Here is a 26,361-nt window from a genome sequence, read left to right on the forward strand (position 1 = left end):
TCGCATCGTGATCTGCAGTTAATAGATTGTTGATTTCTAATGACACTCGACTGGCGCGAGCATCAGGTTCCGGTCCAGTGGCTTACCCAGGGTATCCACCGCAATAGCCCCCGCACCTACGGTGACCGAACAGGATTGCAAGCCTGCCGTAATGCCGTTCTTTTCGGATTCGTCGGCCCTGAAGGTGGCCCGCCAACGTTGCTGATCTGGATTGATGAACAGCGCCACCAGACCGATATATCCCGCCTCGTAGCTCACCTTTTCATCGACTTCGTAGCGTTGTCCTGGCACTAGCGTGACTTCCTTTACCTCCAGCAGATCGGCTCCCAGAACCTCTTTCTCCCTTTGCGGATTCAGAAAGGCGTCATATGACGCCTGCTGGAAACTAACGATCTGTTTCAATTTATAAATTCTGACGACCAATGCCAGGGGACGCTGTTGCGAATCCATGTTGAGCGCCTTGGAAGCATGCAGCTTGATGAGTACCTTGCGTGGCTGCTTCATCGCATCCGGTACTTCAGGCGCGTCAGGCTTCTTCAGGCCCAGTGCCTCCAGTGTCGACTTGGCAACCTGCCCCACCTTGGAAGCCGCGCCCACTGCGGCGCAGCCGGTGATGCAAGAGATGATCAATCCCAGTGCCACAGCATTTCTCTGTCGTTTATTCAACTTTACCCCGCATGTTTTATCTGATTTCTGATTGGCGTGAATTTCCCGCGTGCCGAAAAACTTTTAGGAAGCGTTCACATATGGAGTGGCTCCATTTTGTAAAAGGGGTCTATGGGATACATTCGAGTGATCCTCAGTTGCCTTACTTAAAAACTAAGTCTTAGCAGCAAGCCGATGGCGGAAATTGAAACGTGGCGTGACTGAAGAGCCGGAATGAATGAAGCGCCAATTTTCACCAGAAATTCATCGCCGCGTTTCATTCCAAGTTTAAAAGTCGTGACAAGCCGAATATCTTCCGGTCTTCTCCATTCGAATGCATGTGAGAGATCGGATAGGTTCTCCAGAATTAAAAATCTAAGGATTAAATCCCCATGAATGCAAGAAAGAGACGAATAGATCTGTTGATTCCAGCTCTGCTGACGCTGGCATTGATGATGACGGGGTGCGCCAACAGCGACTCCAAGCAGGGGGCGGAGGCAGAAGCCAAGAGCAGCCTGGAAAGCAGTGTGGAAAAGGTCGAGGCGGCACTGGTCGAGGGTCGGACCGATGATGCCGTGAAGATGCTAAGAACCTTGGCTTCGCGTTTCCCTGCAGACAAGACGCCCTGGTTGCGCATTGCGCAGATTTGCTTCGATGCAGGTGACTACAGCGACGCCATCATCAACGCTCAGGAGGCAATAAAGCGGGACCCTTCCGAAAAGGGTGCCAACAGCATCCTGACCCTTTCCAGCCTACGCCTGGCCACCAAGTCGCTCGCGGACTTGCGCTCGCAGAATGCACTCAATGGATCAATCAAGAGCGACGCCCAGGAACTGACCAGGACGCTGCGCGAGATCACGGGGGAGGCGCCGGTATCGGTGCCGGGGAAGCCGGCCGCAGCGGCGCCTCCGCGCGGCAAGATGGTTCGCAAGACGGCGCCGGCACCTGCCAGCGACGTCGGCAGCGGAAGCGGACCCAATCCGTTCATCAACCTGAAGTAAGAGGTCAGGCGGGAACAGGTTGAGCGTCTCCCATCGATCAGTAGCCTCAGAAAATGAGGCGCGTGGACCAAACCAGAAACGGAGAAGAAATGTCGAAAAAGGAAAGTATTCAGAAGAAGCTGCAAAGGGTGCGACCTCCGCGTGTGCAGATGACATATGACGTCGAAATTGGCGACGCCATCGAGAAGAAAGAGCTTGCCTTCGTCACTGGCGTGATCGGCGACTTCAGTGGCAATTCGGAAGTGCCCCAGCCTCGACTGAAAGACCGCAAGTTCGTCAATATCGATTCGGATAACTTCGATGAGGTAATGAAGGGTCTGGAGCCGCGCGCTGTCTATCGTGTCGCTAACGAGCTCTCCGACGCCGGTGGGGAGTTTGCCGTGGAACTGAAGTTTCGTTCGATGGAGGACTTCCGGCCGGAATCGGTGGTGCAGCAGGTCGAACCCTTGCGCAAGCTGCTCGAGGCGCGTACCAAACTGGCGGATCTACGTAACAAGATCGCTGGTAACGACAAGCTCGAAGATATCCTCAACGATGTGCTCAGCAGTACCGAAAAGCTCGCAGAGCTCAGCAAGCAAACCACCAAATAATCGAGATCTGCATGTCTGCTCAAATCAATAACGAAGTCGCTCAAGGCGCTTTGCCCACTGCCGCCGGCGGCACTCTGCTGGATGATATCGTCGAACAAAGCAAGGTCGCGAAATCCGCATCTGAGCACAATCGTGCCAAAGACCTCATCGCTGAACTGGTCAGTCAGGTGATGGAAGGTAACGTGGTCGTATCGCCGAATCTCTCCGTCACCCTGGATGCGCGTATCGCAGAAGTGGATCGACTGATCTCCAATCAGGTAAGTGCCATCATGCATGCTCCGGAATTCCAGAAACTGGAAGGAAGCTGGACCGGCCTGAATTACCTGGTGCGTAACACAACTGTGGGGGAGGGACAGAAGATCAAGCTCCTTAACGCAACCAAGAAGGAACTGGTCAAGGATTTCAATTCGGCACTGGAGTTCGATCAGAGCGCGATGTTCAAGAAGGTCTACGAGGAAGAATTTGGTACTTTTGGCGGAGCGCCTTTTGGCTCGCTGATCGGTGATTTCGAGATCACCCGTCAGCCGGAAGACATGTACTTCATCGAGCAGATGTCGCGTATCGCAGCAGCATCTCATGCACCTTTCATTACGGCAGCCTCGCCCGAGTTATTCGGTCTTGAAAGCTATGCCGATATGGGCAAGCCTCGTGATCTGTCCAAGGTGTTCGACACCATCGAGTATGCGAAGTGGAAGTCCTTCCGCGAATCCGAGGACTCACGCTATGTTGGACTGACGCTACCGCGCTTCCTTGGACGCCTGCCCTTCAATCCAAAGGACGGAACGACGGTAGAGGGCTTCAATTTCGTCGAGGATGTCGATGGCACTGACCATTCCAAATATCTGTGGTGCAACGCTGCCTACGCGTTCGGAACCAAGCTCACCAAGGCGTTCGAGGACTTCGGCTGGTGCGCCGCTATTCGCGGTGTGGAGGGTGGTGGCCTGGTCGAGGACCTGCCGACACACACCTTCAAGACCGATGAAGGAGAGGTGGCATTGAAGTGTCCTACCGAGATCGCGATCACTGACCGCCGCGAGAAAGAGCTTTCCGATCTTGGGTTCATTTCTTTGGTCCACTGCAAGAACTCTGATTATGCAGCTTTCTTTGGCGCCCAGTCCGCGCAGAAACCCAAGAAGTACAACACGGACGCAGCGAACGCCAATGCCGTTCTATCCTCGCAATTGCAATATATCTTCGCAGTTTCCCGCATCGCTCACTACATGAAATCGATGATGCGCGACAAGATCGGTAGCTTCGCTGCCGCCTCAAATGTCGAAGACTTCCTCAACCGCTGGATCGCGCAATACGTGCTGTTGGATGACAACGCCACGCAAGAGGCCAAAGCGCAATTCCCGCTGCGCGAAGCTTCGGTACAGGTGTCGGAAGTGCTGGGACGACCGGGTGTTTATCGCGCCGTGTCGTTCTTGCGTCCGCATTTTCAGTTAGATGAACTGTCTGTTTCGCTTCGGTTGGTTGCGGAGTTGCCGCAGGCAGGGAAATCCTAACTATTTTTCCTACCTCATATTTACAGGATGAGTTATGGCAATTGACGTTTATCTGCAAATCGATGGCATCAAGGGTGAATCCACTGATGACCTGCACAAGGACTGGATCGAATGCAAGACCGTAGACTGGGAAGTTCTGCAGCCGAAGTCTGCGACGGCATCGACCGGCGGCGGCCATACTGCGGAGCGCTGCGAACACAAAGACATCGTGCTCACCAAGGTCGCCGATCTGGCATCGCCGCTGCTGCTGCAAAATTCTTCGTCGGGCAAGACCATTGCAAAGGCCAAGTTCGAATTCATGCGTGCCGATGGCAAGGGCGAGCGCGTGCGCTACTTCGAAATCGAACTGACCAACGTCATGATCAGCAGCGTGAAGCCCTCCATCGAGGCGGGTGAGATCCTTGGCGAAAGGGTTGGTCTGAAGTATTCCTCCGTGAAGTGGAAGTACACGCAACAGAAAAAGGATGGTGGTGCTGCTGGTAACACCTCGGGCGGTTGGGACCTCGCGACCAACAAGGTCATCTGATTCCATCCAGACGAAATGAACTGTAGGTAAAAAGAACAGGATTTCGCCTGTCCCTATGACATCCGCCTGACTTTCAGGCGGATGTCCCTTTTTTGAACACATGGCGTTCGACGACCTTTTTAAATTGGGTAAGCGCAAATGAAGGGTTTTGCACCGAGTCTGTTCGACAAACTGATGAATGACGGGGCGAGGTCTACGATCAGTCCAGTAGTCACCCGATTTTCGATGGAAGAACTCAAGGATGCCGTTGCGCGCGATCTTGAAGCCATGCTCAATACGCGTTCGGTTATTTCTGACGAGCTATTGGATAGCTATCCGGAATGCAGCCAGTCCATTCTTGCCTACGGTCTAAGTGATTTCGCCGGCTTGAGCCTGGCCAGCATGGACGATCGCATGGCTATCTGCCAGGCCCTGCAGCAATCCATATCACGGCACGAACCCAGATTGCAAAATGTGCTCGCCAATCTGGAAATACAGGAGGGGTCCATCAATCGGCTCAACTTCGCCATCAGCGCTTTATTGGTCGTCAATGCTGCGCGAGAGGCGGTCAATTTCGACGCAGTGCTGCAGCCATCTACGCTGCAATACTCGATCAGCAAGGCGCGGCCAAGCCGCATTGGAGTGTAAGTGCAGGATTTGCTTCCCTATTACGAAAGAGAACTGAGCTTCCTGAGACGCTATTCGCGTGATTTTTCAGAGCGCTATCCCAAGATCGCCGGCGGGCTGCTGATGGCCGGCGAGGTATGCGAAGACCCGCATATCGAGCGCATGATACAGTCCTACGCACTGCTCAACGCGCGCGTGTCAAAGCGCCTCGACGATGACTATCCGGAGTTTACCGAGGCACTGTTCGAGGTCCTGTATCCTCACTACTTGCGCCCGTTTCCGTCCTGCTCGATTGCGCGCATGGACTATCTCGCCTCGGCAGATCAGCTCACTGCGACCACACAAATCCCCCGAGGCAGCTTGTTGGCGAGCGGCCAGGTCAAGGGTATCGTCTGCAGATTCAGGACTGCCTATGATGTGTCGATAGCGCCGATCCGTCTGTCTCAGGTGACCTTCGCGCCCATTATCGACGCGCCGGAGGCCGTGATGTTGCAGCCCGGGATCAGCTCCTCGCTGTCGCTCACCTTCGAAACCATCGCAGATAACGTGGCCTTTACGTCCCTCGGATTGGCCTCGTTAAGATTGTTCATAGATGGAGAGGCTTCATTCTGCGCGGCATTACGCGACAGCCTTTTCATGCGTACCGAGGCTGCCTGGGTCGAAGCATCCGGGAACGGTCGGTGGATCGCGCTGCGCCAGCCGCCGCTGGCAGAGGTAGGTTTTGCCGAGGAGGATGCGCTCATCGATTTTCCCGCCCAATCGCACCCCGCATATCGACTGCTGACGGAGTATTTTGCCCTTCCTGAGAAATTCAACTTCTTCGATCTCGATCTCAATCCCGTTTTCGCGGTACTGCCCTCCGATGTCAGGCGATTTACCATACATTTCGGGCTGTCGGGCTTGCGCGCAGACTCGCACATTGCGCGACAACTGGGTAGCATCAGCAATTCCAACATCTTGCTGGGCTGTACGCCGGTGATCAATCTGTTCCCCCAGGCCGGCGACCCGATCAGATTGACACATGCCGGTGCCTATCATCCTGTACTGGTCGACGGACGCCACTCGTTCGGATACCAGGTACATTCAATCAATTCGGTACAGCTCATCAGGCAAACTCCGCAGGGTGAATCGTTCACGCAATTCCGGCCTTTCTATTCCTTGCGTCATGGGCAATCTCCTGAGCACGATGGGCATTACTGGGTAATGCGACGGGACGAATTGGTTGCGCTGAAAAGTCCGGGCCACGAAACCGAGATTTCCATCGTCGATATCGACTTCGATCCCGCCAAGGTCGAGACGGATACGATCAGTCTTGAGCTGACCTGTTCCAATCGGGATCTTCCTGCCTCGTTGACCTATGGTCTGCCCGGCGGGGACTTGAGCATGGAAGGCGGTGGCGTAATACGAAAGGTCGCTCTGCTGCGTAAGCCGACCCATCCCTTACGGTTCAAACGTGGCAGAGGCGCCCAGTGGCGGCTCATTTCCCATCTGTCGCTCAATCATCTCTCCTTGATGCAGGGCGGGCTGGAAGCTTTTCAGGAAATGTTGATGCTCTATGACCAATCCAATTCACCTATTTCACAACGCCAGATCAGCGCCATTTCAGCGATTGAACACAAGGCTGCCGCGGCATGGCTGCCAGGTAACCCGTTTGCAAGTCTGGTGCGCGGTATCGAGATCAGGTTGACGGTGGATGAGGATGGCTTCGTCGGTAGCGGCTTACATGCATTTGCAGGCCTCATCGATCGCTTTATGGGGCTATATGTCCAGGCCAACAGCTTTTCCCAATTGACCGTGCTATCAAAAAGAACAGGGGAGGAATTGCTGAGATGCAGCCCACGCAGCGGAGATTTGAACCTAGCGTGATCGAGAGGATATTCTCCACTCCTCATCGCTTTCAGTTTTTTCAGGCAGTGCGCATGATCGAACTCTGGTTCAAGCGCAATGGCGTGCCACATGAACGAGCAGTATGCGACTTCCTGCGGTTCGCCAATCGTACCTTGCTCGCGTTTCCTGCCAGCGAGATAGAGCATATCGAGACCTATCCGCCACGAAATGGCGTGCCGTGCTCGGCGGATGAATTGAGGAAGTCCTTTCTCAATGGCGAGCTGAAGTATGTCCAGATCACGCCGACATTCATGGGTTTCCTGGGCGGAAATGGGTCTCTGCCAGCACATTACACGGAACGCGTCGCACGACATCTGCTGGAGCAGCGCGACGAAGGACCGCGCGCCTTTCTCGATACGTTTTCCTCACGATCACTAGCCTTGTTCTATCAGGCGTGGTGCAAGTACCGGGTGGCCTTCCATTACGAGGCCGGGCGCCGCGATACCTTCCTTCCATTATTGCTGTCGGTGGCCGGGCTGGGCTTCCGCTCACTGCACCATCGGCTGTATGGCAGCGATGGTAAAGGGGTGCGAGACGAATCGTTGGCGCACTTCGCTGGGGCCCTGCGGCATCGTCCGGCATCGGCGTTCTATATGCAGCGGGTACTGGCCGACTATTTCTCGGTTCCTTTGGAAGTCATGCAATTTGCGGGAGACTGGTACCACGTTCCGCGAGAGCACCAGACCATCCTCGGATCGACCAACTCCTTGCTCGGCAAGGCAATGGCAGGCGAGCGGGTCTGGCAACGCGACTTGCGCATGCGGCTGTCTATCGGACCGTTACAGATAGAGAAATTTGAACAGTTCCTACCCGGAGGCGGGGGCGCGCTGGCGCTGTCACGGCTGCTTGGTCTGTTTACTGGCGCTGCGCTGGAATACGAGATCCAACTGATCCTGCTTGCGCGGGACGTACGTGGCGTCACCCTAGGTAGCACTGGTAATGGCGGTCGTCTAGGCTGGGATGCATTCATTTCCACAGAGCCGGAAACACAGGATCGCGCCGATATCCAGTACGAGGTCACCTTGCATTGACCGTGTGGGTGAAAAGAAAAAATTCAGGCCGCACCGCGGTCAATATGACAAGGAAAAAGCAGAATGGGCATCAATCTGAAATCGCTGATCGGCAAACTGAACGAAACCAGCCGCATGGCTACTGAGCGTGCCGCCACGCTGTGCATGTCACGCGGGCAGTACGAAGTCGACCTGGAACACTTGTTCCTCGCCTTGCTGGAACAGCCGCAATCCGACTTCAGTCTGATTGCTCACCAAAGCGGGGTCAGTAGCGATAGCCTGCAGACTGATCTCGAGTATGAGATCGCCAGCTTCAAGAATGGAAATACGCGCACGCCAGTCCTTTCCCCCCACTTGCAGACCCTGTTCGAGCATGGGTGGCTGATCGCCTCGCTGGAAGGCAGCAATCCGCAGATCCGCAGCGGACATCTCTTGCTTGCCCTGCTGACCCATAGCGAGCTATCACAGCTAGCCTATCGAGGCTCCCGGCTATTCGCCCATTTCAAGGTTGAACAGATCAAGCATGACCTGCGCAAGCTGACGGTGGGGTCGGTTGAGTCTACTGTAGGTATTGAGTACAGCGCAGCGCCTGAAGATAGTGGACTCTCACAGGGTGATCCTGTCGGTGAAATGCAGGTGGGGTCCAGTGGAAAGACGGCAGTGCTTGATCAATACACCATCAATCTGACGCAGCTTGCCCGTCTTGGAAATATTGATCCGGTGGTGGGGCGCGATGCCGAGATCCGGCAGGCTGTCGACATCCTGCTACGTCGCAGACAGAACAATCCGATTCTCACCGGGGAAGCCGGTGTCGGCAAGACTGCGGTGGTCGAGGGGCTGGCTCTGAGCATTGTCCGTGGCGACGTACCGCAGGCTCTTCAAGGTGTTGAGATCCACACTCTGGACATGGGCTTGTTGCAGGCCGGTGCCAGCGTCAAAGGCGAATTCGAGAGCCGCCTCAAGAACGTGATCGATGCAGTAAAGAGAAGCCCGCATCCCATTATTCTCTTCATCGACGAGGCCCATACCATGATCGGAGCGGGTGGACAGGCTGGCCAGAACGATGCCGCCAATCTGCTCAAGCCGGCCCTGGCACGTGGCGAGTTGCGTACCATCGCCGCGACGACCTGGAGTGAGTACAAGAAGTATTTCGAGAAGGACGCCGCCCTGGCGCGGCGCTTCCAGGTCATCAAGGTCGAAGAGCCCAATGAGGAAACAGCCTGTGCCATGCTGCGGGCGATGGTGCCCTTGATGGAGAAGCATTTCGGCGTACGCATTTATGACGAGGCAGTCAAGGAGGCCGTGCGACTTTCTCACCGTTACATCACCGGTCGGCAACTCCCGGACAAGGCGGTGAGCGTGCTTGATACGGCCTGTGCCAGGGTTGCGCTGGGACAGAACGCCACGCCGCCATCGCTGGGGGGGATGAATCGACGACTGGAAGAGATCGACGCCGAAGTGCTCGCCCTGGAACGCGAGGCGGCCATCAATATCGCCCATGAGGCGAGATTGACCCAGTTGAATCGACAGCGGGTGGAAACGCTGGCCCATCTGGAGGAGTTGAAGGCCCGTTGGCAGCAGGAACGTGAGCTCAATGAACGCATACAGAGTCTTCGCGCCACGCTGGAGACGCAGACGCAGGCAGATAGTCCGGACCAAGATCCTACCCAGCCGCGCGCCGAGCTGCGACAGTTAATGGATAAAATCAGGCTGTATCAGGGTGAGACTCCGCTGCTGCCCGTGCAGGTCGACGGCCAGGTCGTGGCGGAGATCGTCGCCGGCTGGACTGGCATCCCGCTGGGCAAGATGGTCAAGGACGAGATCAAGACCGTACTCGGTCTGGATACCTTGCTTCAGGAGCGTGTGCTCGGTCAGCGACACGCGACGGATGCCGTTGCTCAGCGGGTGCGCACCTCTCGGGCCAATCTGGATGATCCTGGCAAGCCGAAGGGCGTCTTTCTCTTTGTTGGTCCTTCCGGGGTAGGCAAGACCGAGACCGCCCTGACGCTGGCTGACGTGCTGTATGGCGGCGAGCGCAAGCTCATCACCATCAACATGAGCGAGTATCAGGAGGCGCATACGGTCTCGGGACTCAAAGGCTCGCCTCCAGGCTATGTGGGTTACGGCGAGGGGGGCGTGCTGACCGAAGCGGTACGTCGCAACCCTTACAGCGTGGTCTTGCTTGATGAAGTGGAGAAGGCCCATCCGGACGTGCTGGAACTATTCTTCCAGGTCTTCGATAAGGGTGTACTGGACGACGGTGAGGGGCGTCAGATCGACTTCAGGAACTGCATCATCATTCTGACCAGCAATGTCGCCTCTGCGCAGATGATGCAGGCTTGCCTGAACAAGGTCAGCGACGAGCTGCCCACTCCTGATGAACTTGACGCCCTGATCCGGCCGCAGTTGGTCAGGGCCTTCAAGCCAGCCTTCCTCGGGCGGCTGAAGGTGATTCCGTATTACCCGATCGCTGATGACATATTGGTGAAGATCATCGAGCTCAAGCTCTCGCGCATCGCCAAGCGCATTGAAGCGAATCACAAGGCCGAATTCGTCTACGACAAGACCCTGGTGGATGCCGTGCTGGCCCGTTGTACGGAGGTCGATTCCGGCGCGCGCAATGTGGACAATATCCTTAACGGCAGCCTGCTGCCCGAGATCGCTGGGAGCGTGCTGGCACGCATGGCCGAAGCGCAGGGCATCAGTCGTATCAAGGTGTCGGCCAGCAAGAAAGGCGTTTTCAAGTACGTCATCCAGTAAGCGCTACGGGACACGCACCGGCGCGCTTCAGGCGTCCCCGATCAGAAACCAAGCAGATACCGACCATCAACCTGGCCCTCATGAAAATGCCGATTCTCAACTCCTTAGGGGGAGACACCCCTGCCACTGTCGCCATCGCCCATTTGCTCAAGCCCATCAATGACAAGCAACCAGGCGGGGAGGACCTTTCCTTCAGTGCCGATCTGGACGTCATCGTTGAGGCGCGGCGCTTCGATGATCCCACCCTTGACCAAGGTGAATGGGTTACCGATATCAAGGAAGCGGACTGGGCGTTTGTCGAACAGCGATGCGCGCAGTTGATCGAAACGCGCAGCAAGGATCTGCGTCTGGTGGTGTGGTACTGCGAGGCGGCTTGCAAGACGCGGGCAATGCGTGGACTGGGTGATGGCTTCCTTCTGCTGGCCGGGCTCTTCGATCAGTACTGGGATCATCTCTATCCTCCCTCGGAGGATGGAGATCATGACCTGCGCATCGGTAACCTGACGTGGCTCCTCTCGCGTACGGTCCAGATGGCACGCGAGATCCCGCTGACGGAGGGTCGGGGAACAGCTTTCTCCCTGCTGGACTTCGAAGCAGCACGCTCTCGCGCCGCCAATGCGGAACGGGTTGCAACAGAGGGCGGAAGGCCGGAAGAGGGCGTCAAGCTGGCTACGATGGATGCGGCCCGTAAGCGCAGTTCGCATGCATTCTACGAAGCCATGATGGCCGATGGCCTGTATTGTCTGCAATCTCTTGCTCAGCTGGAGAAGTCTGTGGATGAGCGCCTGGGCCTCGATGGTCCCGGTTTTTCAGCGGCGCGCGAGGCATTGACTCAGGTACATGAAACCCTGATCCGCTTTGCCGCCGATACCGGTCTGCGCTCGGCAGCATCCAGTGAGACGCGACTGAAGGACGAAGCCGTCACGCCGATGCTTGCGTCACGACAGGAAACTAACGTCCATGCCAATGCGCAGCCGGGCCACGGTGGTCCCATACGCAACCGGGCAGAGGCGATTGCGCAGTTGCGTGCCGTAGCGGAATTTTTCCGGCGCACGGAACCTCACAGTCCCGTCACGCATCTAGCCGACAAGGCGGCACAGTGGGGAGAGATGCCCCTGCATGCGTGGCTCAAGACCGTCATCAAGGACAATGCGGCGCTGTCACATGTGGAAGAACTGCTGGGACTGCAGGCGCCCACGGCCGAATGATTTGTGCGTCACGGGTAGCGGCGAAATGAATAGCGGAACTGGTTCACCAGTTCCGCTTTTTTACGGTCACCGAGAGCTGCGCTACTTTGCAATACGGAATTCGATGCGGCGATTCCTGGCGCGACCTTCGGCGGTGAGATTGGACGCGACCGGGCGATCCGGACCTTGTCCCGATGTGCTCAGCAGACGTTCGTCCACGCCCTTGCCGTTGAGGTAACTCCTGACCGTCTCTGCGCGCGCCATCGAGAGCGATATGTTGCTGGCGCGCAGACCTTCGTTGTCGGTATTGCCGACAATTTCCACCCGGCGTCCCTTGAGCGTGAGCAGCGTGGCAGCGATCTCATCCAGGATGCGCTTGCCTTCTGGCGTCAAGGCAGCCTGGCCGCTTTCGAAGGAGACCACTCGATTGCCCAGGGATGTATCCAATACCCCCTGTTCGGAGACCGGCACGCGTAGCGCGTTATTGATCGTATAGGTCGAGTTGAGGCTGGTGGTCATGGCGCTGGCGATATTCTGGCGCTGGGCTTCGTTGGCGACTTCGCCGGAAATGCTCACCGTAGTGCCGTCGATCTTCAGTTGCCCCCGACTGACCGATGTGAGATTGAAGGAAATCAGTCGTTGTACGTGAGTGTTCCAGTTGGCCGGCAATACGACCTGTCCGATGGCGATCTGGTCTACCACGCGTTCCGCACCGTAGATTTCCCGAAGCCGTGCCAGGGCTGCGGACTTGCTGGCCTCATCCGGGACCGTGCCGGTGACCAGAACCTGCCCGGGAGCGGGTGTGGCAACCGGTGGCGCGATGTTCTGGGCGTGACCCCAACCGGTGATCAGGAGTGCTGCCCCCAGCAGCGCGATGCGTGGGGCGAATTGCGGGAGAGAAGTTTTCATGATTCAGGCACCAATGAAGGCTTGATGGAAAGAGCCCATGACCGACTTCAACGACAGGTCGGGATGAGTCAGGTAGCTGGACAGTTTCTGGATGCCGGGGCCGCTGTACACATGCTCTTCGACCCAGTCTGCCTTGTCGAAGGCAATGTTGTGCTCCGCGCCTGACCCGCTGTCGATGACCGCGTGCAGTGTGCGCGGGGAGGCTCCGGAAAATCCCAGAAACATGCATGGTTTCCCACGCAGACTGGTCTGAAATAGCAGCAATTCGAAATCGGCGCGCGACAGAAAGGGTGTCAGAAGATGCATCCAGAAACTGGTCACCAGACCACGATAGAGCGGGTCGTGCGGTAGTGGCAGGATGAGGCTCTTGTCCAGGCGGCTTGAAGTACTCGTCATCACAGGATGTAACAGCAGACCCAGAGCCAGGAGCAGGTGGCGCAGGTCGCCCTGGAATCCTGCGTGCTGCAACAGCTGCCCCAGCGACGCCAAGGTCTGTAGTTCCAGGAAATCCGTAAAGATGGCGCTATACCCGGTGCGGTCGATATCCAGCTCAAGTTCGGCCGCAGTAAGCGCCTGCAGCGGTGGGCCCGGGTCGGACGCATCCAATACATCGTCGGTCAGCATTTCCAGGCGTGACCAGAGCCGTGACAGGATCATCGCACTGTGATTGACAAAGGCAATCGGGTCGTCCACATCGAAGGTACTCATCGAGATAAACGGGAAGCGACGTTGCGACTGGTCCCCGCTGGCGCGCAGGTGGCCGGCGACGGCCCTGCGACTGCGAGGACCCATTACGACGAAATGCAGTGGCTTGAGCGCGTCATAGATATCCTTCCAGCGTGGATCGTTGGAAAGCAGCTCCATGGCTTGCGCCAGCCAGTTGTCGAGGAGCGTGATCAGTGCGGCATTGTCGGTGGCCTTGATGAAGTCTCCGCGCGCAGGGATCTTGCCGAAATAGCCGACCCGGATCGGTGTGCTGGTGCGGCTCATTATTTCATCCCCATGTCGATCTGCGAACGCTGCAGAAGTGTCGCCGGATCGCCCGTCATTGCGCCGGCCTGCTTGACCGGTGAGGAGGCAGAGGTCGCGCCGGAGTGAACGTCGGAACTGGATGGCGCGCTACCGACGATGATTTCCGGTAGTTTCAAACCACGCAGCGCTGCTGTTCCACGGGCAGCTCCATTGCCGCTGCCGGTGACCGCAGCGCTGCTGATGATCTTCAGATTGACCGCGACCGTCACTCCTTCACTGGTCCACGACAATTCAAAGATCCCGTTGTCCCTGCGCTTGCGCTGTGCGCTGTTGATCAGCCGTTCCAGCCCGAAGCGGCCAGGCTGATTCGCCAGTTCCACCGTACGGCCGTCATAGGTTACGGCCGTCACGCGTGCGCCGGGCGCGCCTTGCGGATTGGGCCAGATGAAGTTGGTCCATTGCGACTGGGTATTGCGGTAGCGCAGTTGCTGACCGTCGATCTCGATGGAGTATTCGAGCGCACCCGGTGCTGGTTGCGCCTGGATCTGGAATACCGTCTGGCCATCGCCGGCGCCGCCAGCAGCGCCCCCGCCGCCGGCGCTACCTGAGGTATTGATCCAGTCAGCGAAGCTGCCCGTGATGGTCGGCGAGAGGTTGATGCCCATGTCGGCCCACCTGCGTGGGGACAAGGCGTCGCCGCGTCGTACCACCAAGGGGCCCATCGCCGTGTTCACGAACTTTGCGATCGCGCCGTTCTCACCGAAGACCGTACCGATCTCGCCGCTATTGGCTTCGATCTTGGATGCGGGGGAGAACGGATATTTGGCAGCCAGATTGTTCTGGAACGGTTCGTAGACCTGGGCACGCCAGATCTTGTTGACTTCTCCTTCGGTCGGAAGGATCAGCGCGTTGAAGCCCTGGATCAACGGGCGGACCAACAGGGGGCGCAGCACGGCCTTCTGCTGGTCGTTCAGGCCGGGCAGCATTTCTTCATCGACAAACTTGAGCGAATCGGACAGCTCGGAACCTGTACCTTCCAGCGTCTGCTGCATCAGCTGCTTGGCCCCCGGGCCGGTATCGCCCTGGTTCTTGATGGTATTGAGGCGGGTGCGCAACTTGGAGAGGTTATCCATGTAGCCGCTCATGTATGAGCCTCCCTTGTCCTTGCTGGCCACCAGTCTTGCCACTCCGGCAAATTCCTGGCCGACAGCCCCCATTGCGCCTGTGCCGTCACCATTGAGCTGGTTCGGCGTTGGCACGGCGATCGGCGTCGGTGAGCGACGCAGGATGTTTTCCTTGACCCACCCCGTCAAACCATTGCTGACGGTGGCCACGCCTGCCGACACCATGGAAGGGTTATCCCAGGAGGTTTCCTCGTAGACGGTTTTGATCACCTTGTTGATCGGTGAGGTGACGGGATCGCCAAGGCGGTTCATGGCGTTGGTGGCGTCGTCCAGGTTGCGCAGTTCTAGAATGCTCACGCCTTGCAGGAATTTCTGCCATTCACGCGCATACTCGGCCTTGTACTGCGTTACCAGGGCTTTCTGGATCTGTTCGGGACTGCCTTCCAATGTCAGGTCGTCCTTGGAGGATGTCTTCAATACCCAGTCGGCACTTTGCAATTCCCTGTTGGCAGCATCCTTGAACGCATCGCCGACGAATTTGTTCCAGGCGTCGCGGGTAAAGGTGCCGGGGACTGCGTAGCTGCCCATCACCAGCTCTCTGTCCTTGTCGCCCACGATACGCGCCACCGTCACGGAAGCGAAGCGGGTGGCGGCTCGGGCCTTCACGTCCGCGTAGACACGCTCGCGCGCCGGCATGCCGCGCACCACGCGACGCAGGTTTTCTCTCGTCTGGTCGACCAGGGTGAGCTTGTTTTCGACCGTCGGCCAAGAAGGATCGTTGATCTGCTCCAGCGAGAAACTGATGAGCCGTTCGGCATTGCGTATCATCTGCTCGCGCGGCATGGTCCCGCGATTGGCCTCCAGCCAGCCACGCCAGAAACGGGTGATCTGGTCGCTCAGGTGGCCGGATTCCGCACGTGGCTTGTCGGCCAGCATCAGATAGGTCTTCAGGGCGTTGTAGGCATCCTCCACGTTGGTGGCCGAGCTATCCTTGTAGGTGCGCAACGCCGGGGCGGACTGTGCGCTGGCGTCCGCGACTGCAGTCACGGCGCTTGCCTGCGCCGGACGCGACATGGGCTCCAGCTTTCCGGCGTTGGCATTCACTTCCATCAGGTAGGTTTCGATGTTGGAAGCGACCGGCTTGAGCATGATCTCCCTGATGCCGGCGAAATACTCTTCGCGTAGCTTGCGCTCCAGCAGATCGCCCTGGTATAGCCCCAATCCGACCGAAATCGGGCGGCTGCTGCGGTAATGTTCAAGCTGTTCGATGCGATCCTGCAGCAGTTCCAATGCCTCAAAGCGTGACTGCAGGTCAAGCCGGTTGTCCTGGAGCTTGATGGCCTTGTCCATATCGGCCTGGACATTGATGAGCAGTTGTCGATTGCCCATATACGACCAGCTCCAGCCACCCAGCAGGGCACCCAGCAGGGTGACGGCACCGAAGAAGGTCACATAGCGCAGCCGGATCTTGTTGCGGCTGGTGTACTGCGACACCAGCTGCTTGTCAGCAAAGATCACCTGCTTGAACAGGTTATGAAGGAAGAAGCCATGCTTGGAGATGATCGCGCGCTCGGGCTTCTTCTCCAGCGTCAGTCCGAAACGTTCCGCGATGCGTTCGGATGAGGAGCTTACCGTCTCCCCTTCCTGCAAGGCACTGGTGAAGTAGAAGCCACGGAAGACCGGTTTGAACTGGAAAGGATTGTCTTCGAACAGTGTCGAGACGAAGGAGCGCAGCGTGCCCTTGATGGCAGAGAATTCCAGCGGGAACGTCAATACGCCAGGCGCCAGATTTTCGCCGCGCCTGACGGACATGTTGGCCAGGCTCATTTCCTTGAGTCCGGCATACAGTTCATCAAAGCGCTCCGAGAAGAAGCTGGTGACATCCTGGCCACCGCGCTGGCGGTCATAGGTGAGGGTAGCGCCCCACACCCGATCACGCTCGCTGCGTTCGGTATCGAGGAAGAATTCATTGAATCCGGTGATCAGGTCGGCCTTGGTGAAGACCACGTAGACCGGGGCGAAGACTTCCAGCTTCTCGGTCAGTTCCTGCACGCGCTGGCGCAGGTTCTTGGCCAGCGTGACCGAGAACTGCGGGTCATTGCCGGTCAGATCGGCGATGCTGACGGCGATGATGATCCCATTGATCGGGGCCTGTTTGCGATACTGCTTGAGCAAACCAAGGAAACTGAACCACTCCTTGCGGTCATCGTCGTAGACCGCGTAGCGGCCGGCCGTGTCCAACAGGATGCCATCGGTAGTAAAGAACCAGTCGCAATTACGCGTCCCGCCTACGCCCTGAACAATTTTCCCGGCCGTGTCGGCAAACGGGAACTGGAGACCGGAGTTGGCGATGGCCGTACTCTTGCCGGCCGCCGGATTGCCGATCACCATGTACCAGGGCAGTTCATATAGCGCCGCCGTACCCGATTTTTGGCCCAGCTTGGAAGTCTTGATGGTATTGATGGCCTCCAGCATGCGCTGGCGCAGGGCCGCGACATCGTCGCGCTGAACCTCGTCGCTGCTGGCCGGAGGTGACTGTGTCGCCTGCTTCTCCAGGGCGTCCTCCAGCTTGTTTGCCGCACGACGCGCCTTTGCCCGTTTGAGCAGCCAGAAGGCCAGCCCTACCAGCAGGCACACGCCGAGGATGAGAAGAACCCAGGCCAGATCAATCTCCAACTGATCGGCGGCTAGGAGGAGAAAGACGGCGAAGGCGACGAACCCGAGTATGAAGAGGGTGCGTTTATCGGTGAGGAAATGCCAGATTCGTTTCATGATGTTGGGGATTTCTGCTAGAGGTTTTTTGTCATGTGATCGCAGCGTTGAGCATCATCGGCTCGGCCCTCGTGGGAAGGCGTAAGACGGCGCGTACGTAGACGGCGGAGGCTGGCCCAGTTGCCTTTCGGTCCAATGGTCTGAGGAGATCTGGCAATCAGAACGTATCTCACACCCATTGATGAAGCGAGTTACGGATACGTTGTTCAGTTCTCTGGCGGATGGCCTGCATCTATCCCGCGGGTGCAGATTCCGCGGAAATTCATCCGTGTCGGCGCGGCCAGGCGAGCGGCGGGTGCAGGGCGTAGCCGATCGGTCCCGGAATTGCGCCGGAAGCAGGCTGATATCAATGAATGATGGAGTCGGCTGGAGCCGGTACAGGACGAGGTCTGCATCGGGCCCGGTGGCAAGGTAGCGGGTGGCGGACATCATCCCGGTGTCGGGAAAGCTTGCGCGGTTCAGGAGGGCGCATCTTGACCATGTAGGCATCAGTGTTCACGTTCTTGTTCTCTTATTGTTGTTATTGATCCCAGCCCCTGATGTGGGCGGTCTGTCCGCCCGATATGTGGTGTCTGCGCTAGCTGGCGCCGCGCAGTTCGTCGCAGCAGGAGGGCGGACGACCGCACTTGCCGGCGCGCGCGCTGATGCCGCGGCTGTGTGCAGCCTGGTATCGTGTATGAATGATTGGCGTGTTCATGGTGTATCCCCCGTATTTCTTGCGATCTTTCATCGGGCTGCCTGGCACGTGACGATGGCAGCGGTCTACCTTTTCATCACGCCCGGCATCCGGTATTCGGTATGGCCGAAATCCATCATTTTCCAGTTTCCTCCCCAGGTCAGCCCCACCGACCCGGCCACCTCGCCGTAGAGACGATAGCCTTCCATCGCCCACGGATCCTTCTCGCTGATCACCAGCTTGCCGTTCCGAACGAAGGCACAGTCACCGGCGAGTCCGTACTGGTGATAACTCTGGAAGGCCGCCGCATTGGTGACGCTGCTTCCGAACCCCGCCAGCATGTTCTGTCGCTCGGGACTGCGATATCCCTCGATGAGCACCATCTCATAGCCATGCCTTTCCTTCATGATCTTGAAGACCAGTAGCAGGCGCTGCGCGTATTCGGCGTTAAGCAATTGCCAGTTGCGGCTGGCGTAGACCAGCATGGGTCGAACCTTGACGACTTCCGCGGTGGTAAACATGTCCGGCGGAAGCGGTGGAGGTGGTACGAGTTGCTCGCCTTTTAAAAGTTCCGCAATCTTGGAATCCGATGTCCGGTTGCTATCTTCGAAGCTGTCTAGCATAGGCTTGCCACTTAAGAGATATCCAATGACTGCTGGAGCGGTCAATAAGGCAACCATAGCGGATAGTAATTTATAGTTTCTACTCGCATAGTTTATGCCCGCGTTGAGGGAGCTGCGCACGCCGATTTTGGTTCCTGAAACCACTTCTTCTCTCTTTGATTTCCAACGCCTCGATATCGTGGAGAAGCTGGCGAGGCAGCCCTGGATAATTCGTAAAGTCCGCATGCGGCCGGATGGAAAAAGTAGCAGCCACATCACGAATCCGGTGATGAGCAGATAGACAGTAATGAGGAAAAGCAGCACGACGACGTCCCCTTTTTGTTGTGGTCAACGCATTGTCCTAGCGGTCGTGCGAAGCCAGCACACTTCTGGAATTGATCTGTTCTGGTACAGAGCAGAAAATCAATAAACCCAGAAATCTTATTGAATTGAATTATCAGGAGAACGGCCTTGCAGTCCCCGAATCAAGAAAAATCATCCCCCCGAAGGCCGAGCCTGATGCCAGCATCGGATACTCCCATCACTGATGAAGTTCGCATGCTCGATTCGATTTCCAAAGGGCAAATGGAGACCGGCGATCTGGTCGGTGGCAGCAAGCCAAAGCGCCGTCGCACGATAGTTGTGCTGGCCTTGTTGACGTCAGTGGCTATCTTCGCTGTAGCAGCCATTGCGGCCATGGCAGCAGGCATGACGCTGCCATTCAACTGGTTTGATAGCAGCCCGTTGAAAGCCATGGCAACAGCCGAGTCGGAACGGGCCCGGACGGTATCTGAAGCCACCCATGCAGCGAGCGTGAAAAAACCGGCGGATGACGTAGATCATCCTCTGCCCGAAGGGGAGGGGACGCGTGATTCAGGGCCTTTGGCCAAGGCTCTGGAGGAGGGACTCGCTCCACCGCCAACTGTATCGAAGAAGGCGCCTGACGCGAAGCGTTGACGCCGGGGCAAGGTGAGCCGGACATACGCAGGTAATAACACGGCCGCAGCTCATGGAAAAAACGCAGCGGCGGCGGGGAGAGAGTCAGGAGCATTGACCGTGCTCCTGACAGAAAATGCAGACTGGCGCATTAGCTTCTGAAGCCGAACACCTTCATCCGTCGTCGTTACTGCGGCAAGAACATCTTCTGCAGCAAGCCAATCAATTGTGCCCGCTCGTCATCGGACAGCATCTCGGTCGCCTTCATTTCGAGCTCGACGGCGGTCTGTTCGGCCTTGGTACACATGCGCATGCCGGCAGTGGTCAGGGCCAGGACCTGTGAGCGGCGATCCTGCGGGTTGCGCTGGCGCAGCACCAGGCCGCGCTGCTCCAGTTTGTCCAGCAAGGTGGCGAGATTGGGTGGGGAGACGTTGATCGCCTTGGACAGGCGCTTCTGGTTGATGTCGGGATTGGCCTTCAACAGGCTCAGTACCGTGAAATCCACCGGCCGCAATGCGAACTTGGCCATGCGCTTTTCAAACAGCGGCATGATCGTGATATAGGCGCGGCGGCAGTTGTAGCCGACCAGGCTCAATAGCAGTTGCTGGTCCAGCGCCGCATTCTCGGCAGCACCGTCGTCGGAATCGAAATCAGCCGGCTTCTTGGGCAGCATGGTGGTCCAGGTCGGTTGGAAGGGGCGGCAGGCCGGTTGTCAGGCAGCCTTCGATCACGCTGGACAACTGCTGGACTTCCGCAAATACAAAGGCGAAATGATAGCACGCGGCATCCCGCTTGCTGCCGTACCAGACCGGGTCCGAGTCCAGCGCCGACAACGCCCGGCACCCCGCCCGCAGCCACATCCAGCCCAGCGCCACATGTCCGGTCAGGCGCAGCATCTCGTCAGCCACGTAATAGGGAAACGCGGGCATCTCCCGGGCCGCGTTCGCAATCCCGGTGGCGAACCTCCTTGAATTATCCACAGCGGTTTTCAGCAACCGGCCTTGCTCGACAAGTCCTGCCGCACCATCGATATCAGCCTCCACCAGCGTCAGAAAATCGTGCAGCCGTTGGCCGTCGTCGGCCAGCACCTTGCGCATCAGGAAGTCGATGGCCTGGATTTCATTGGTCCCCTCATAGATCATCGTGATGCGGGCGTCGCGCATGAACTGCTCTATCCCGGTCTCGACCACGTAGCCATGTCCGCCGAACACCTGCAAGGCCCGGCTGGCGCACTGGAAGCCCTGGTCGGTCAGGAAGGCCTTGATCACCGGCGTGATGAATTCCAGCCGCTCGTGATGGCGACGGCGCAGCGTGGCATCGGCATCGTGCTCCGCCAGGTCCAGCAGCAGACCCGCCCAGCAGGTCAACAGGCGCGCGCCCTCGATGCGGCAACGCTGTTCCATCAACAGTTTCTGCACTGCCGGATGGCGGAGGATGACATCGGTGCCGGCAGCGCCCGGCGCGCGTGATTGCCGGCGCTCCTTCGCATAGGCGGTAGCGCGCTGCCAGGCTGCTTCGGCCAGTCCCACGCCTTGCGCACCCACATGCAGGCGCGCCGCATTCATCATCACGAACATCACCGCCAGTCCACGTCCGGGCTCGCCCACCATCCACGCTTGCGCGTTCTCGAAATGCAGGCTGCAGGTGGCACTGCCGTGAATGCCCATCTTGTGCTCGATGCCGGTGCACTGCACGCCGTTGCGACTGCCATCGGGCAGTACGCGGGGCGCCAGCAACAGCGAAAGTCCCTTGCTGCCCGGCACTGCATCGGGCAGGCGTGCCAGGACCAGATGGACGATGTTGTCGGTCAGGTCGTGCTCGCCACCGGAAATGAAGATCTTGTCCCCGGTCAGCCGATAACTGCCATCGGCCTGTGGCAGCGCACGCGTACGCAACTGTCCCAGGTCGCTACCGGCCTGGGCTTCGGTCAGGCACATGGTCGCCAGCCACTGGCCACTGGCAATCTTCTCCAGATAGCGCGCCTGCAGTTCGGGCGAGCCATGCGCAGCCAGGCAGGCATAGGCGCCATGCAACAGGCCGGGATACATGGTCCAGCCATGATTGGCGGCGCTGAGCATTTCATAGAGCGCGCAGTCCAGCACGTGCGGCAGACCCTGGCCGCCGTGTTCGGGCGCGCAGGCCAGCGCCGGCCAGCCGGCTTCGCAGAATTGCGCATAGGCCTGCGCAAATCCGGGCGGTGTGCTCACCATTCCGCGCTCGAAGCGGCAGCCCTTGCGGTCGCCGATAGCGTTGAGCGGCGCGACGACATGGGCGGCGAAGCGGCCCGCTTCTTCCAGTACCTGCCGCATCAGCTCGCCATCGATTTCCGCATGCGCCGGCAAGGCGCGCAAGACCTGCGGCGCCTGCAATACCTCATCGAGCACGAAGGCGAAGTCGCGCAGGGGCGGCGTATAGTGCATCGTCATTCTTTCCGCTTCGTTCAGTTCAGCAGGTAGGCGTCATATACCACCGCATTACCCAGCCGCATGGCGTATCCCACGCCCATGGCGCGATTGAGCCAATCGTATTTCCTGGAAGCGGTTTCAAAGTTCATGAACAGGCGGAAGGTATAGCGCGAGGGATCCACCGGCTTGCCCTTGGCCACCTCGGCCATCACTTCCGGCGGGCCGTAACGCACACCCCGCGTCTGCAGATAGACCAGTTCGCCATCGTCCAGCTTCAACAGATAGCGGGTGTCGATGATGGCCAGCCCATCGGCGGTGACGGTCTGCCAGTCGGCACCGTTGTTGAGGATTTCACCGTTGATCAGCGGTCCCTTGAAGCTGCCGCCGGTGATCGGAATGATGCGACGCTTGCCCAGATCCGAGGTCTTGCCCAGTTCCCAGATCGGCGCCACCAGGTCCACAGAAAAGCGCGCCAGGAAGGCCAACTTGGGTTGCGGTGGGGTGAGCGCGGTATTGTCGGCATCGCTCGCCGCATGGGCCTGGAAGGATAGCGTCAGTGCGGCCAGCAGCAGGAACAGCTTCTTCATCGTGGTCTCCTTTTTCTATGTTGTTTTGTCATGCGGTGGTGCAGAAAGCGTCAACGCTCAGGAAGCGGCCACCACCTCGGCCTCTGCCTTCTTGCCAAAGCCCAGGTAGGCCTGGATCACCTGCGGATCGCCGGCCAGCCGTGCCGATTCTCCCTGCATGCTGACCTTGCCCAGTTCCAGCACGTAACCGTAATCGGCGGTCTGCAGCGCGGCGCGCGCGTTCTGCTCCACCAGCAGCACCGAGATGCCTGCGGTGCGCAGTTCGGAGACGATCTGCAGGATTTCCTTGACGATGCGCGGCGCCAGTCCCAAGCTGGGTTCGTCCAGCATCAGCAGTTCCGGCTTGGCCATCATGGCGCGTCCGATGGCCAGCATCTGGCGCTCGCCACCCGAGAGCGTGCCGGCCAGCTGGCTGCGCCGTTCCTTCAGGCGCGGGAATAATTCGAAGACCGTGGCGAGCTGATCCATCGGCTGTGCCTGTCGCAAGCGCAGGCGGCGAAAGCCGCCCAGCAGAAGATTGTCTTCCACGCTCATGCTGGAAAAGAGTTCACGTCGCTCCGGCACCAGCGCGATACCGGCCATGACACGCTGCTCCAGCGTCCAGCGCTCCACCGCCCGACCGTGATAGCGCACCGTTCCCTGCGCCGGCAGCACCCCCATGATGGCGTTGAGCAAGGTCGACTTGCCCGCACCATTGGGGCCGATCACGGTGGCGATGCTGCCGCGTTCGAGTCTGAGATCAATGTCGTGCAGCGCCTGCACCTTGCCATAGCTTGCGCGCAGTTGCGCGACTTCGAGGACCAGTTCGCTCATTCGATTCCACCCAGGTAGGCTTCGATCACGGCCGGATGCCGCTGGATTTCCTGCGGCGTGCCTTCGGCGATCTTGGCGCCGAATTCCATCACCACGATGTGGTCGGTCAGTTCCATGACGAATTCCATGTCGTGTTCCACCAGCAGGATGCTCATGCCGTCGCTGCGCAGCTCCTGCAATACCCGGGACAGCGCCTGCTTTTCCAGGTGACGCAGGCCTGCCGCCGGTTCGTCCAGCAACAGCAGCAGCGGGTCGCAGCAGAGGGCGCGGGCAATTTCCAGGATGCGTTGCTGGCCAAGTGCCAGATTGCCAGCCTGCTCGTGCATCAGGTGTTGCAGGCCCACGCGATGCAGGGCGCGCGCGGCCTCATCCAGCAAGGCCTTCTCTTCAACCCGCTCCAGATGCAGCATGGCATTGACCGTATTGCGCAGGAAGCCCTGCTGGCTACGCATGTGTGCGCCCAGCGCCACATTCTCCAGCACCGACATGCCCGGCAGCAGGCGCACGTGCTGGAAGGTGCGTGCAATCCCCAGGCGGGCGATGGCACGGGCCGGCAGACCGGCGATGTCGCGTCCGTTGAAGCTTACGCGTCCACCGCTGGCATGCAGCAGTCCGGTGACCAGGTTGAAGGTGGTCGATTTGCCCGCGCCATTGGGACCGATCAGCCCGACGATCTCACCGGCCTTGACGTTGAAGGACACATCGTTGACCGCCACCAGCCCGCCGAAGCGCTTGTTGATCTGGTCCACCTGCAACAGCGGCGCGCCACGTGTCGGTCCCGACCGCCTGTCCATGGGGGCGGCGCTGACCACGCGCAGCGGCTGCGGCGCCGGCGGGAAGGCGCGCAGCCACAGGGCGCGCACCCAGGGCCACAAGCCGCCACGGGCGTACTTCAGCAGCACGATCAGGATGAGCCCGAAGACAATGGTTTCATAACTGCCGGCGTCGCCCAGCAACGCGGGCAGCAACACCTGCAACTGGTCCGACAGCAGCTTGAGCACACCCGCACCCAGCAGCGCACCCCAGATATGGGCGATGCCACCGACTACCACGATGAACAGGTATTCGATGCCCATCGCCAGGCTGAACGGCGAGGGATTGACCGTGCGCTGCATGTGCGCGAACAGCCAGCCCGAGACCGACGCCAGCAGCGCCGCGAAGACGAAGACCAGGATCTTGTAGCGTCCGGTATCCACGCCCATGGCCTCGGCCATCGAGCGGCCACCCTTGAGGGCACGGATGGCGCGGCCAGCGCGTGAATCCAGCAGGTTCAGCGAGACCCAGGCCGCCGCCAGCACGATGATCCAGATCAGATAGTAGAGGTGGCGTTCGCCAGCCAGATCCACGCCCGCCAGTTGCAGAGGTGGAATGCCGGAAATGCCGTCGTACTTGCCTAGCCAATCCACCTTGCCGAACAGGAAGTACAGGCTGATACCCCAGGCAATGGTCGCCAGTGGCAGATAGTGGCCGGACATGCGCAAGGTGATGCGCCCAAGCACATAGGCCGATACGCCGGTGATCAGCAGGCCCAGCGGCAGCGTCAGCCAGGGCGCAACACCATGGGCCGTGGTGAGATAGGAGGTGGTGTAGGCCCCCATGCCGACGAAAGCCGCCTGGCCGAAGGACGTCATGCCGCCGATACCGGTCAGCAGCACCAGACCGATGGCCACCAGGGCGTACAGCCCGATGTAGTTGGCCTGGATCACCCAGAACTGCGGCGTGGGCAGCAGCGGGAACAGTGCCAGTACGATCAGCAGCACGTAGAGCGGGAGTCGTTTGTTGATCATGCTCATTCCTCGTCCTCGTCATGCGCCGGTGTCACCAGCGAGCGCCACAGCAGGATGGGCAGCAGCGCCATGAAGACGATCACTTCCTTGAAATCGCTGGCCCAGAAGGAACTGAAGGATTCCAGCAATCCCACCAGCAGCGCGCCTCCAGCGGCCGCCGGGAAACTGGCCAGCGCACCGATGGTGGCGGCGACGAATCCCTTCAGCCCGATCAGGAAGCCCGAGTCATAAAAGATGGTGCTCATCGGGCCGATCAACACACCCGACAGAGCACCGATAAACGCTGCCACGGCAAAGGACAGTTTGCCGGCCAGCGTCGTGGAGATCCCCATGAGCCGCGCCCCCAGGCGATTCACGGCCGTGGCGCGCAGCGCCTTGCCATACAGCGTGCGCCCCGAGAACAGCCACAATGCCAGCAGCAGTGCCACGGCGGCAATCACCACCACCACCGTCTGTGCGCTCAGCGTAAGCTGCGCCAGGTTCCAGCGCGCATCCCAGAAGGCCGGTGTGCGGAAGCCCTCGGCCCCGAAGAACACCAGCCCCAGCCCGGTCATCGCCAGGTGGATGCCGACCGAGACGATCAGCAGTTGCAGCACACTGGCATCGGCCAGCGACTCGAACACCACCTGGTACATCAGTGGCCCCAGCGCGGTAATGAGCAGCAGCGTCAGCAGCACCTGCACCGGCAGCGGAAACTGCTGCGGCGCAGCCCACCAGACCAGCGCGGCCACCGCCAGCGGCAAGCCCAGCGTGCCCAGCAACGCACGCGGCAGCAGTGCCGCCTGCCCCGAGCGCAGCAGCGCAAGGGCCTGCATGACCGCCGCGCAGACCGCCAGCACCAGCAGCAGCCACAGCGGCCCGGGGCGCTGGCCTTGCTGCAGCATGGCCAGGGTCAAGGCGCCATAGGCGACGAATTCACCCTGGGGAATGAAGAGAATGCGGGTGACCGTAAACACCAGCACCAGCGCAATGGCGATGAGGCCATAGACGATGCCGTTGGTCAGGCCATCCAGGGTGAGGATGGCGGCAATCGAAGAATCCATGAGTAGTCAGCGAAACAG

The 26,361-nt window shown here is 59.1% G+C and carries 21 protein-coding genes; 10 read left to right on the forward strand and 11 right to left on the reverse strand.

The window, feature by feature from the left end:
* Window positions 1–36 precede the first annotated feature (36 nt).
* Window positions 37–666, reverse strand: coding sequence for a type VI secretion system lipoprotein TssJ (tssJ, locus tag HFRIS_RS02385; protein ID WP_039874033.1), 630 nt, complete (start codon window positions 664–666; stop codon window positions 37–39).
* 371 nt (window positions 667–1,037) lie between these two features.
* Here tssJ and HFRIS_RS02390 point away from each other — a divergent pair, with 371 nt between their 5' ends.
* The 9 genes from HFRIS_RS02390 to tssA all read left to right on the forward strand — a co-directional run bounded on the left by HFRIS_RS02390 (window position 1,038) and on the right by tssA (window position 11,738).
* The gene (locus tag HFRIS_RS02390) at window positions 1,038–1,646 is read left to right on the forward strand and encodes a tetratricopeptide repeat protein (RefSeq protein WP_039874036.1); all 609 of its coding nucleotides are present in this window, start codon (window positions 1,038–1,040) and stop codon (window positions 1,644–1,646) included.
* 89 nt (window positions 1,647–1,735) lie between these two features.
* Window positions 1,736–2,236 carry a type VI secretion system contractile sheath small subunit gene (tssB, locus tag HFRIS_RS02395; protein WP_006461623.1) on the forward strand — a complete coding sequence of 167 codons (501 nt, stop codon included), beginning with the start codon at window positions 1,736–1,738 and terminating at the stop codon, window positions 2,234–2,236.
* A gap of 11 nt (window positions 2,237–2,247) precedes the next feature.
* Window positions 2,248–3,741 (forward strand): type VI secretion system contractile sheath large subunit, encoded by a 1,494-nt coding sequence (gene tssC / locus HFRIS_RS02400; protein ID WP_006461624.1) that lies wholly within the window; start codon window positions 2,248–2,250, stop codon window positions 3,739–3,741.
* Window positions 3,742–3,775: 34 nt separating this feature from the next.
* Window positions 3,776–4,267 (forward strand): Hcp family type VI secretion system effector, encoded by a 492-nt coding sequence (locus HFRIS_RS02405; protein ID WP_006461625.1) that lies wholly within the window; start codon window positions 3,776–3,778, stop codon window positions 4,265–4,267.
* A gap of 138 nt (window positions 4,268–4,405) precedes the next feature.
* Entirely contained in the window at window positions 4,406–4,894 is a 489-nt protein-coding gene (gene tssE, locus HFRIS_RS02410) for a type VI secretion system baseplate subunit TssE (protein WP_006461626.1), read from the forward strand.
* The gene (gene tssF / locus HFRIS_RS02415) at window positions 4,895–6,739 is read left to right on the forward strand and encodes a type VI secretion system baseplate subunit TssF (RefSeq protein WP_006461627.1); all 1,845 of its coding nucleotides are present in this window, start codon (window positions 4,895–4,897) and stop codon (window positions 6,737–6,739) included.
* Window positions 6,703–7,791, forward strand: a complete 1,089-nt coding sequence (tssG, locus tag HFRIS_RS02420; RefSeq protein ID WP_006461628.1) for a type VI secretion system baseplate subunit TssG — start codon at window positions 6,703–6,705, stop codon at window positions 7,789–7,791. The genes tssF and tssG overlap by 37 nt, the downstream gene beginning before the upstream one ends.
* Window positions 7,792–7,854: 63 nt before the next feature.
* Complete coding sequence (gene tssH / locus HFRIS_RS02425) at window positions 7,855–10,530, forward strand: type VI secretion system ATPase TssH (RefSeq protein ID WP_006461629.1); 2,676 nt, start codon at window positions 7,855–7,857, stop codon at window positions 10,528–10,530.
* Window positions 10,531–10,610: 80 nt separating this feature from the next.
* Window positions 10,611–11,738, forward strand: coding sequence for a type VI secretion system protein TssA (gene tssA / locus HFRIS_RS02430; protein WP_039874039.1), 1,128 nt, complete (start codon window positions 10,611–10,613; stop codon window positions 11,736–11,738).
* A gap of 81 nt (window positions 11,739–11,819) precedes the next feature.
* On the opposite strand, the gene HFRIS_RS02435 is transcribed toward tssA, so the two are convergent.
* The 4 genes from HFRIS_RS02435 to HFRIS_RS02450 form a co-directional block, all read right to left on the reverse strand.
* Window positions 11,820–12,626, reverse strand: a complete 807-nt coding sequence (locus tag HFRIS_RS02435) for an OmpA family protein (protein ID WP_006461631.1) — start codon at window positions 12,624–12,626, stop codon at window positions 11,820–11,822.
* Window positions 12,627–12,629: 3 nt separating this feature from the next.
* Window positions 12,630–13,616 carry a type VI secretion system-associated protein TagF gene (tagF, locus tag HFRIS_RS02440; protein ID WP_006461632.1) on the reverse strand — a complete coding sequence of 329 codons (987 nt, stop codon included), beginning with the start codon at window positions 13,614–13,616 and terminating at the stop codon, window positions 12,630–12,632.
* Window positions 13,616–17,494, reverse strand: a complete 3,879-nt coding sequence (tssM, locus tag HFRIS_RS02445; protein ID WP_006461633.1) for a type VI secretion system membrane subunit TssM — start codon at window positions 17,492–17,494, stop codon at window positions 13,616–13,618. The genes tagF and tssM overlap by 1 nt, the downstream gene beginning before the upstream one ends.
* A 762-nt stretch (window positions 17,495–18,256) precedes the next feature.
* Window positions 18,257–19,096 (reverse strand): M15 family metallopeptidase, encoded by an 840-nt coding sequence (locus HFRIS_RS02450; RefSeq protein WP_006461634.1) that lies wholly within the window; start codon window positions 19,094–19,096, stop codon window positions 18,257–18,259.
* A gap of 234 nt (window positions 19,097–19,330) precedes the next feature.
* Here HFRIS_RS02450 and HFRIS_RS02455 point away from each other — a divergent pair, with 234 nt between their 5' ends.
* The gene (locus HFRIS_RS02455) at window positions 19,331–19,729 is read left to right on the forward strand and encodes a hypothetical protein (protein ID WP_006461635.1); all 399 of its coding nucleotides are present in this window, start codon (window positions 19,331–19,333) and stop codon (window positions 19,727–19,729) included.
* A 166-nt stretch (window positions 19,730–19,895) separates the two neighbouring features.
* On the opposite strand, the gene HFRIS_RS02460 is transcribed toward HFRIS_RS02455, so the two are convergent.
* The 6 genes from HFRIS_RS02460 to HFRIS_RS02485 are packed head-to-tail and all read right to left on the reverse strand — an operon-like array spanning window position 19,896 to window position 26,343.
* Complete coding sequence (locus HFRIS_RS02460) at window positions 19,896–20,381, reverse strand: MarR family winged helix-turn-helix transcriptional regulator (protein WP_006461636.1); 486 nt, start codon at window positions 20,379–20,381, stop codon at window positions 19,896–19,898.
* The gene (locus HFRIS_RS02465; RefSeq protein WP_006461637.1) at window positions 20,359–22,134 is read right to left on the reverse strand and encodes an acyl-CoA dehydrogenase; all 1,776 of its coding nucleotides are present in this window, start codon (window positions 22,132–22,134) and stop codon (window positions 20,359–20,361) included. The genes HFRIS_RS02460 and HFRIS_RS02465 overlap by 23 nt, the downstream gene beginning before the upstream one ends.
* A 14-nt stretch (window positions 22,135–22,148) precedes the next feature.
* Complete coding sequence (locus HFRIS_RS02470; RefSeq protein WP_006461638.1) at window positions 22,149–22,700, reverse strand: DUF3237 domain-containing protein; 552 nt, start codon at window positions 22,698–22,700, stop codon at window positions 22,149–22,151.
* Between the two features lie 57 nt (window positions 22,701–22,757).
* On the reverse strand, window positions 22,758–23,513 hold the full coding sequence (locus tag HFRIS_RS02475; protein WP_006461639.1) for an ABC transporter ATP-binding protein: 756 nt from the start codon (window positions 23,511–23,513) through the stop codon (window positions 22,758–22,760).
* Entirely contained in the window at window positions 23,510–25,306 is a 1,797-nt protein-coding gene (locus HFRIS_RS02480) for a branched-chain amino acid ABC transporter ATP-binding protein/permease (protein WP_006461640.1), read from the reverse strand. The genes HFRIS_RS02475 and HFRIS_RS02480 overlap by 4 nt, the downstream gene beginning before the upstream one ends.
* Window positions 25,303–26,343: a branched-chain amino acid ABC transporter permease gene (locus HFRIS_RS02485; protein WP_006461641.1), complete on the reverse strand. Its 1,041-nt coding sequence runs from the start codon at window positions 26,341–26,343 to the stop codon at window positions 25,303–25,305. Before HFRIS_RS02485 ends, HFRIS_RS02480 begins: the two co-directional genes overlap by 4 nt.
* Between the last annotated feature and the right edge of the window lie 18 nt (window positions 26,344–26,361).

It is taken from the genome of Herbaspirillum frisingense GSF30, assembly GCF_000300975.2.
In the GTDB taxonomy this organism is placed as follows: domain Bacteria; phylum Pseudomonadota; class Gammaproteobacteria; order Burkholderiales; family Burkholderiaceae_D; genus Herbaspirillum; species Herbaspirillum frisingense.

What these genes read in the sequence shown, in the direction of transcription:
- tssC (WP_006461624.1), top strand. Translation starts at nt 2,248, where the DNA reads ATGTCTGCTCAAATCAATAACGAAGTCGCTCAAGGCGCTTTGCCCACT.
- HFRIS_RS02435 (WP_006461631.1), bottom strand. Translation starts at nt 12,626, where the DNA reads ATGAAAACTTCTCTCCCGCAATTCGCCCCACGCATCGCGCTGCTGGGG.
- HFRIS_RS02480 (WP_006461640.1), bottom strand. Translation starts at nt 25,306, where the DNA reads ATGAGCATGATCAACAAACGACTCCCGCTCTACGTGCTGCTGATCGTA.
- tssG (WP_006461628.1), top strand. Translation starts at nt 6,703, where the DNA reads ATGCAGCCCACGCAGCGGAGATTTGAACCTAGCGTGATCGAGAGGATA.
- tssB (WP_006461623.1), top strand. Translation starts at nt 1,736, where the DNA reads ATGTCGAAAAAGGAAAGTATTCAGAAGAAGCTGCAAAGGGTGCGACCT.
- tssH (WP_006461629.1), top strand. Translation starts at nt 7,855, where the DNA reads ATGGGCATCAATCTGAAATCGCTGATCGGCAAACTGAACGAAACCAGC.
- HFRIS_RS02405 (WP_006461625.1), top strand. Translation starts at nt 3,776, where the DNA reads ATGGCAATTGACGTTTATCTGCAAATCGATGGCATCAAGGGTGAATCC.
- HFRIS_RS02465 (WP_006461637.1), bottom strand. Translation starts at nt 22,134, where the DNA reads ATGACGATGCACTATACGCCGCCCCTGCGCGACTTCGCCTTCGTGCTC.
- HFRIS_RS02455 (WP_006461635.1), top strand. Translation starts at nt 19,331, where the DNA reads ATGCTCGATTCGATTTCCAAAGGGCAAATGGAGACCGGCGATCTGGTC.
- tssM (WP_006461633.1), bottom strand. Translation starts at nt 17,494, where the DNA reads ATGAAACGAATCTGGCATTTCCTCACCGATAAACGCACCCTCTTCATA.
- HFRIS_RS02485 (WP_006461641.1), bottom strand. Translation starts at nt 26,343, where the DNA reads ATGGATTCTTCGATTGCCGCCATCCTCACCCTGGATGGCCTGACCAAC.
- tagF (WP_006461632.1), bottom strand. Translation starts at nt 13,616, where the DNA reads ATGAGCCGCACCAGCACACCGATCCGGGTCGGCTATTTCGGCAAGATC.
- tssA (WP_039874039.1), top strand. Translation starts at nt 10,611, where the DNA reads ATGAAAATGCCGATTCTCAACTCCTTAGGGGGAGACACCCCTGCCACT.
- HFRIS_RS02460 (WP_006461636.1), bottom strand. Translation starts at nt 20,381, where the DNA reads ATGCTGCCCAAGAAGCCGGCTGATTTCGATTCCGACGACGGTGCTGCC.
- tssE (WP_006461626.1), top strand. Translation starts at nt 4,406, where the DNA reads ATGAAGGGTTTTGCACCGAGTCTGTTCGACAAACTGATGAATGACGGG.
- HFRIS_RS02390 (WP_039874036.1), top strand. Translation starts at nt 1,038, where the DNA reads ATGAATGCAAGAAAGAGACGAATAGATCTGTTGATTCCAGCTCTGCTG.
- HFRIS_RS02475 (WP_006461639.1), bottom strand. Translation starts at nt 23,513, where the DNA reads ATGAGCGAACTGGTCCTCGAAGTCGCGCAACTGCGCGCAAGCTATGGC.
- HFRIS_RS02470 (WP_006461638.1), bottom strand. Translation starts at nt 22,700, where the DNA reads ATGAAGAAGCTGTTCCTGCTGCTGGCCGCACTGACGCTATCCTTCCAG.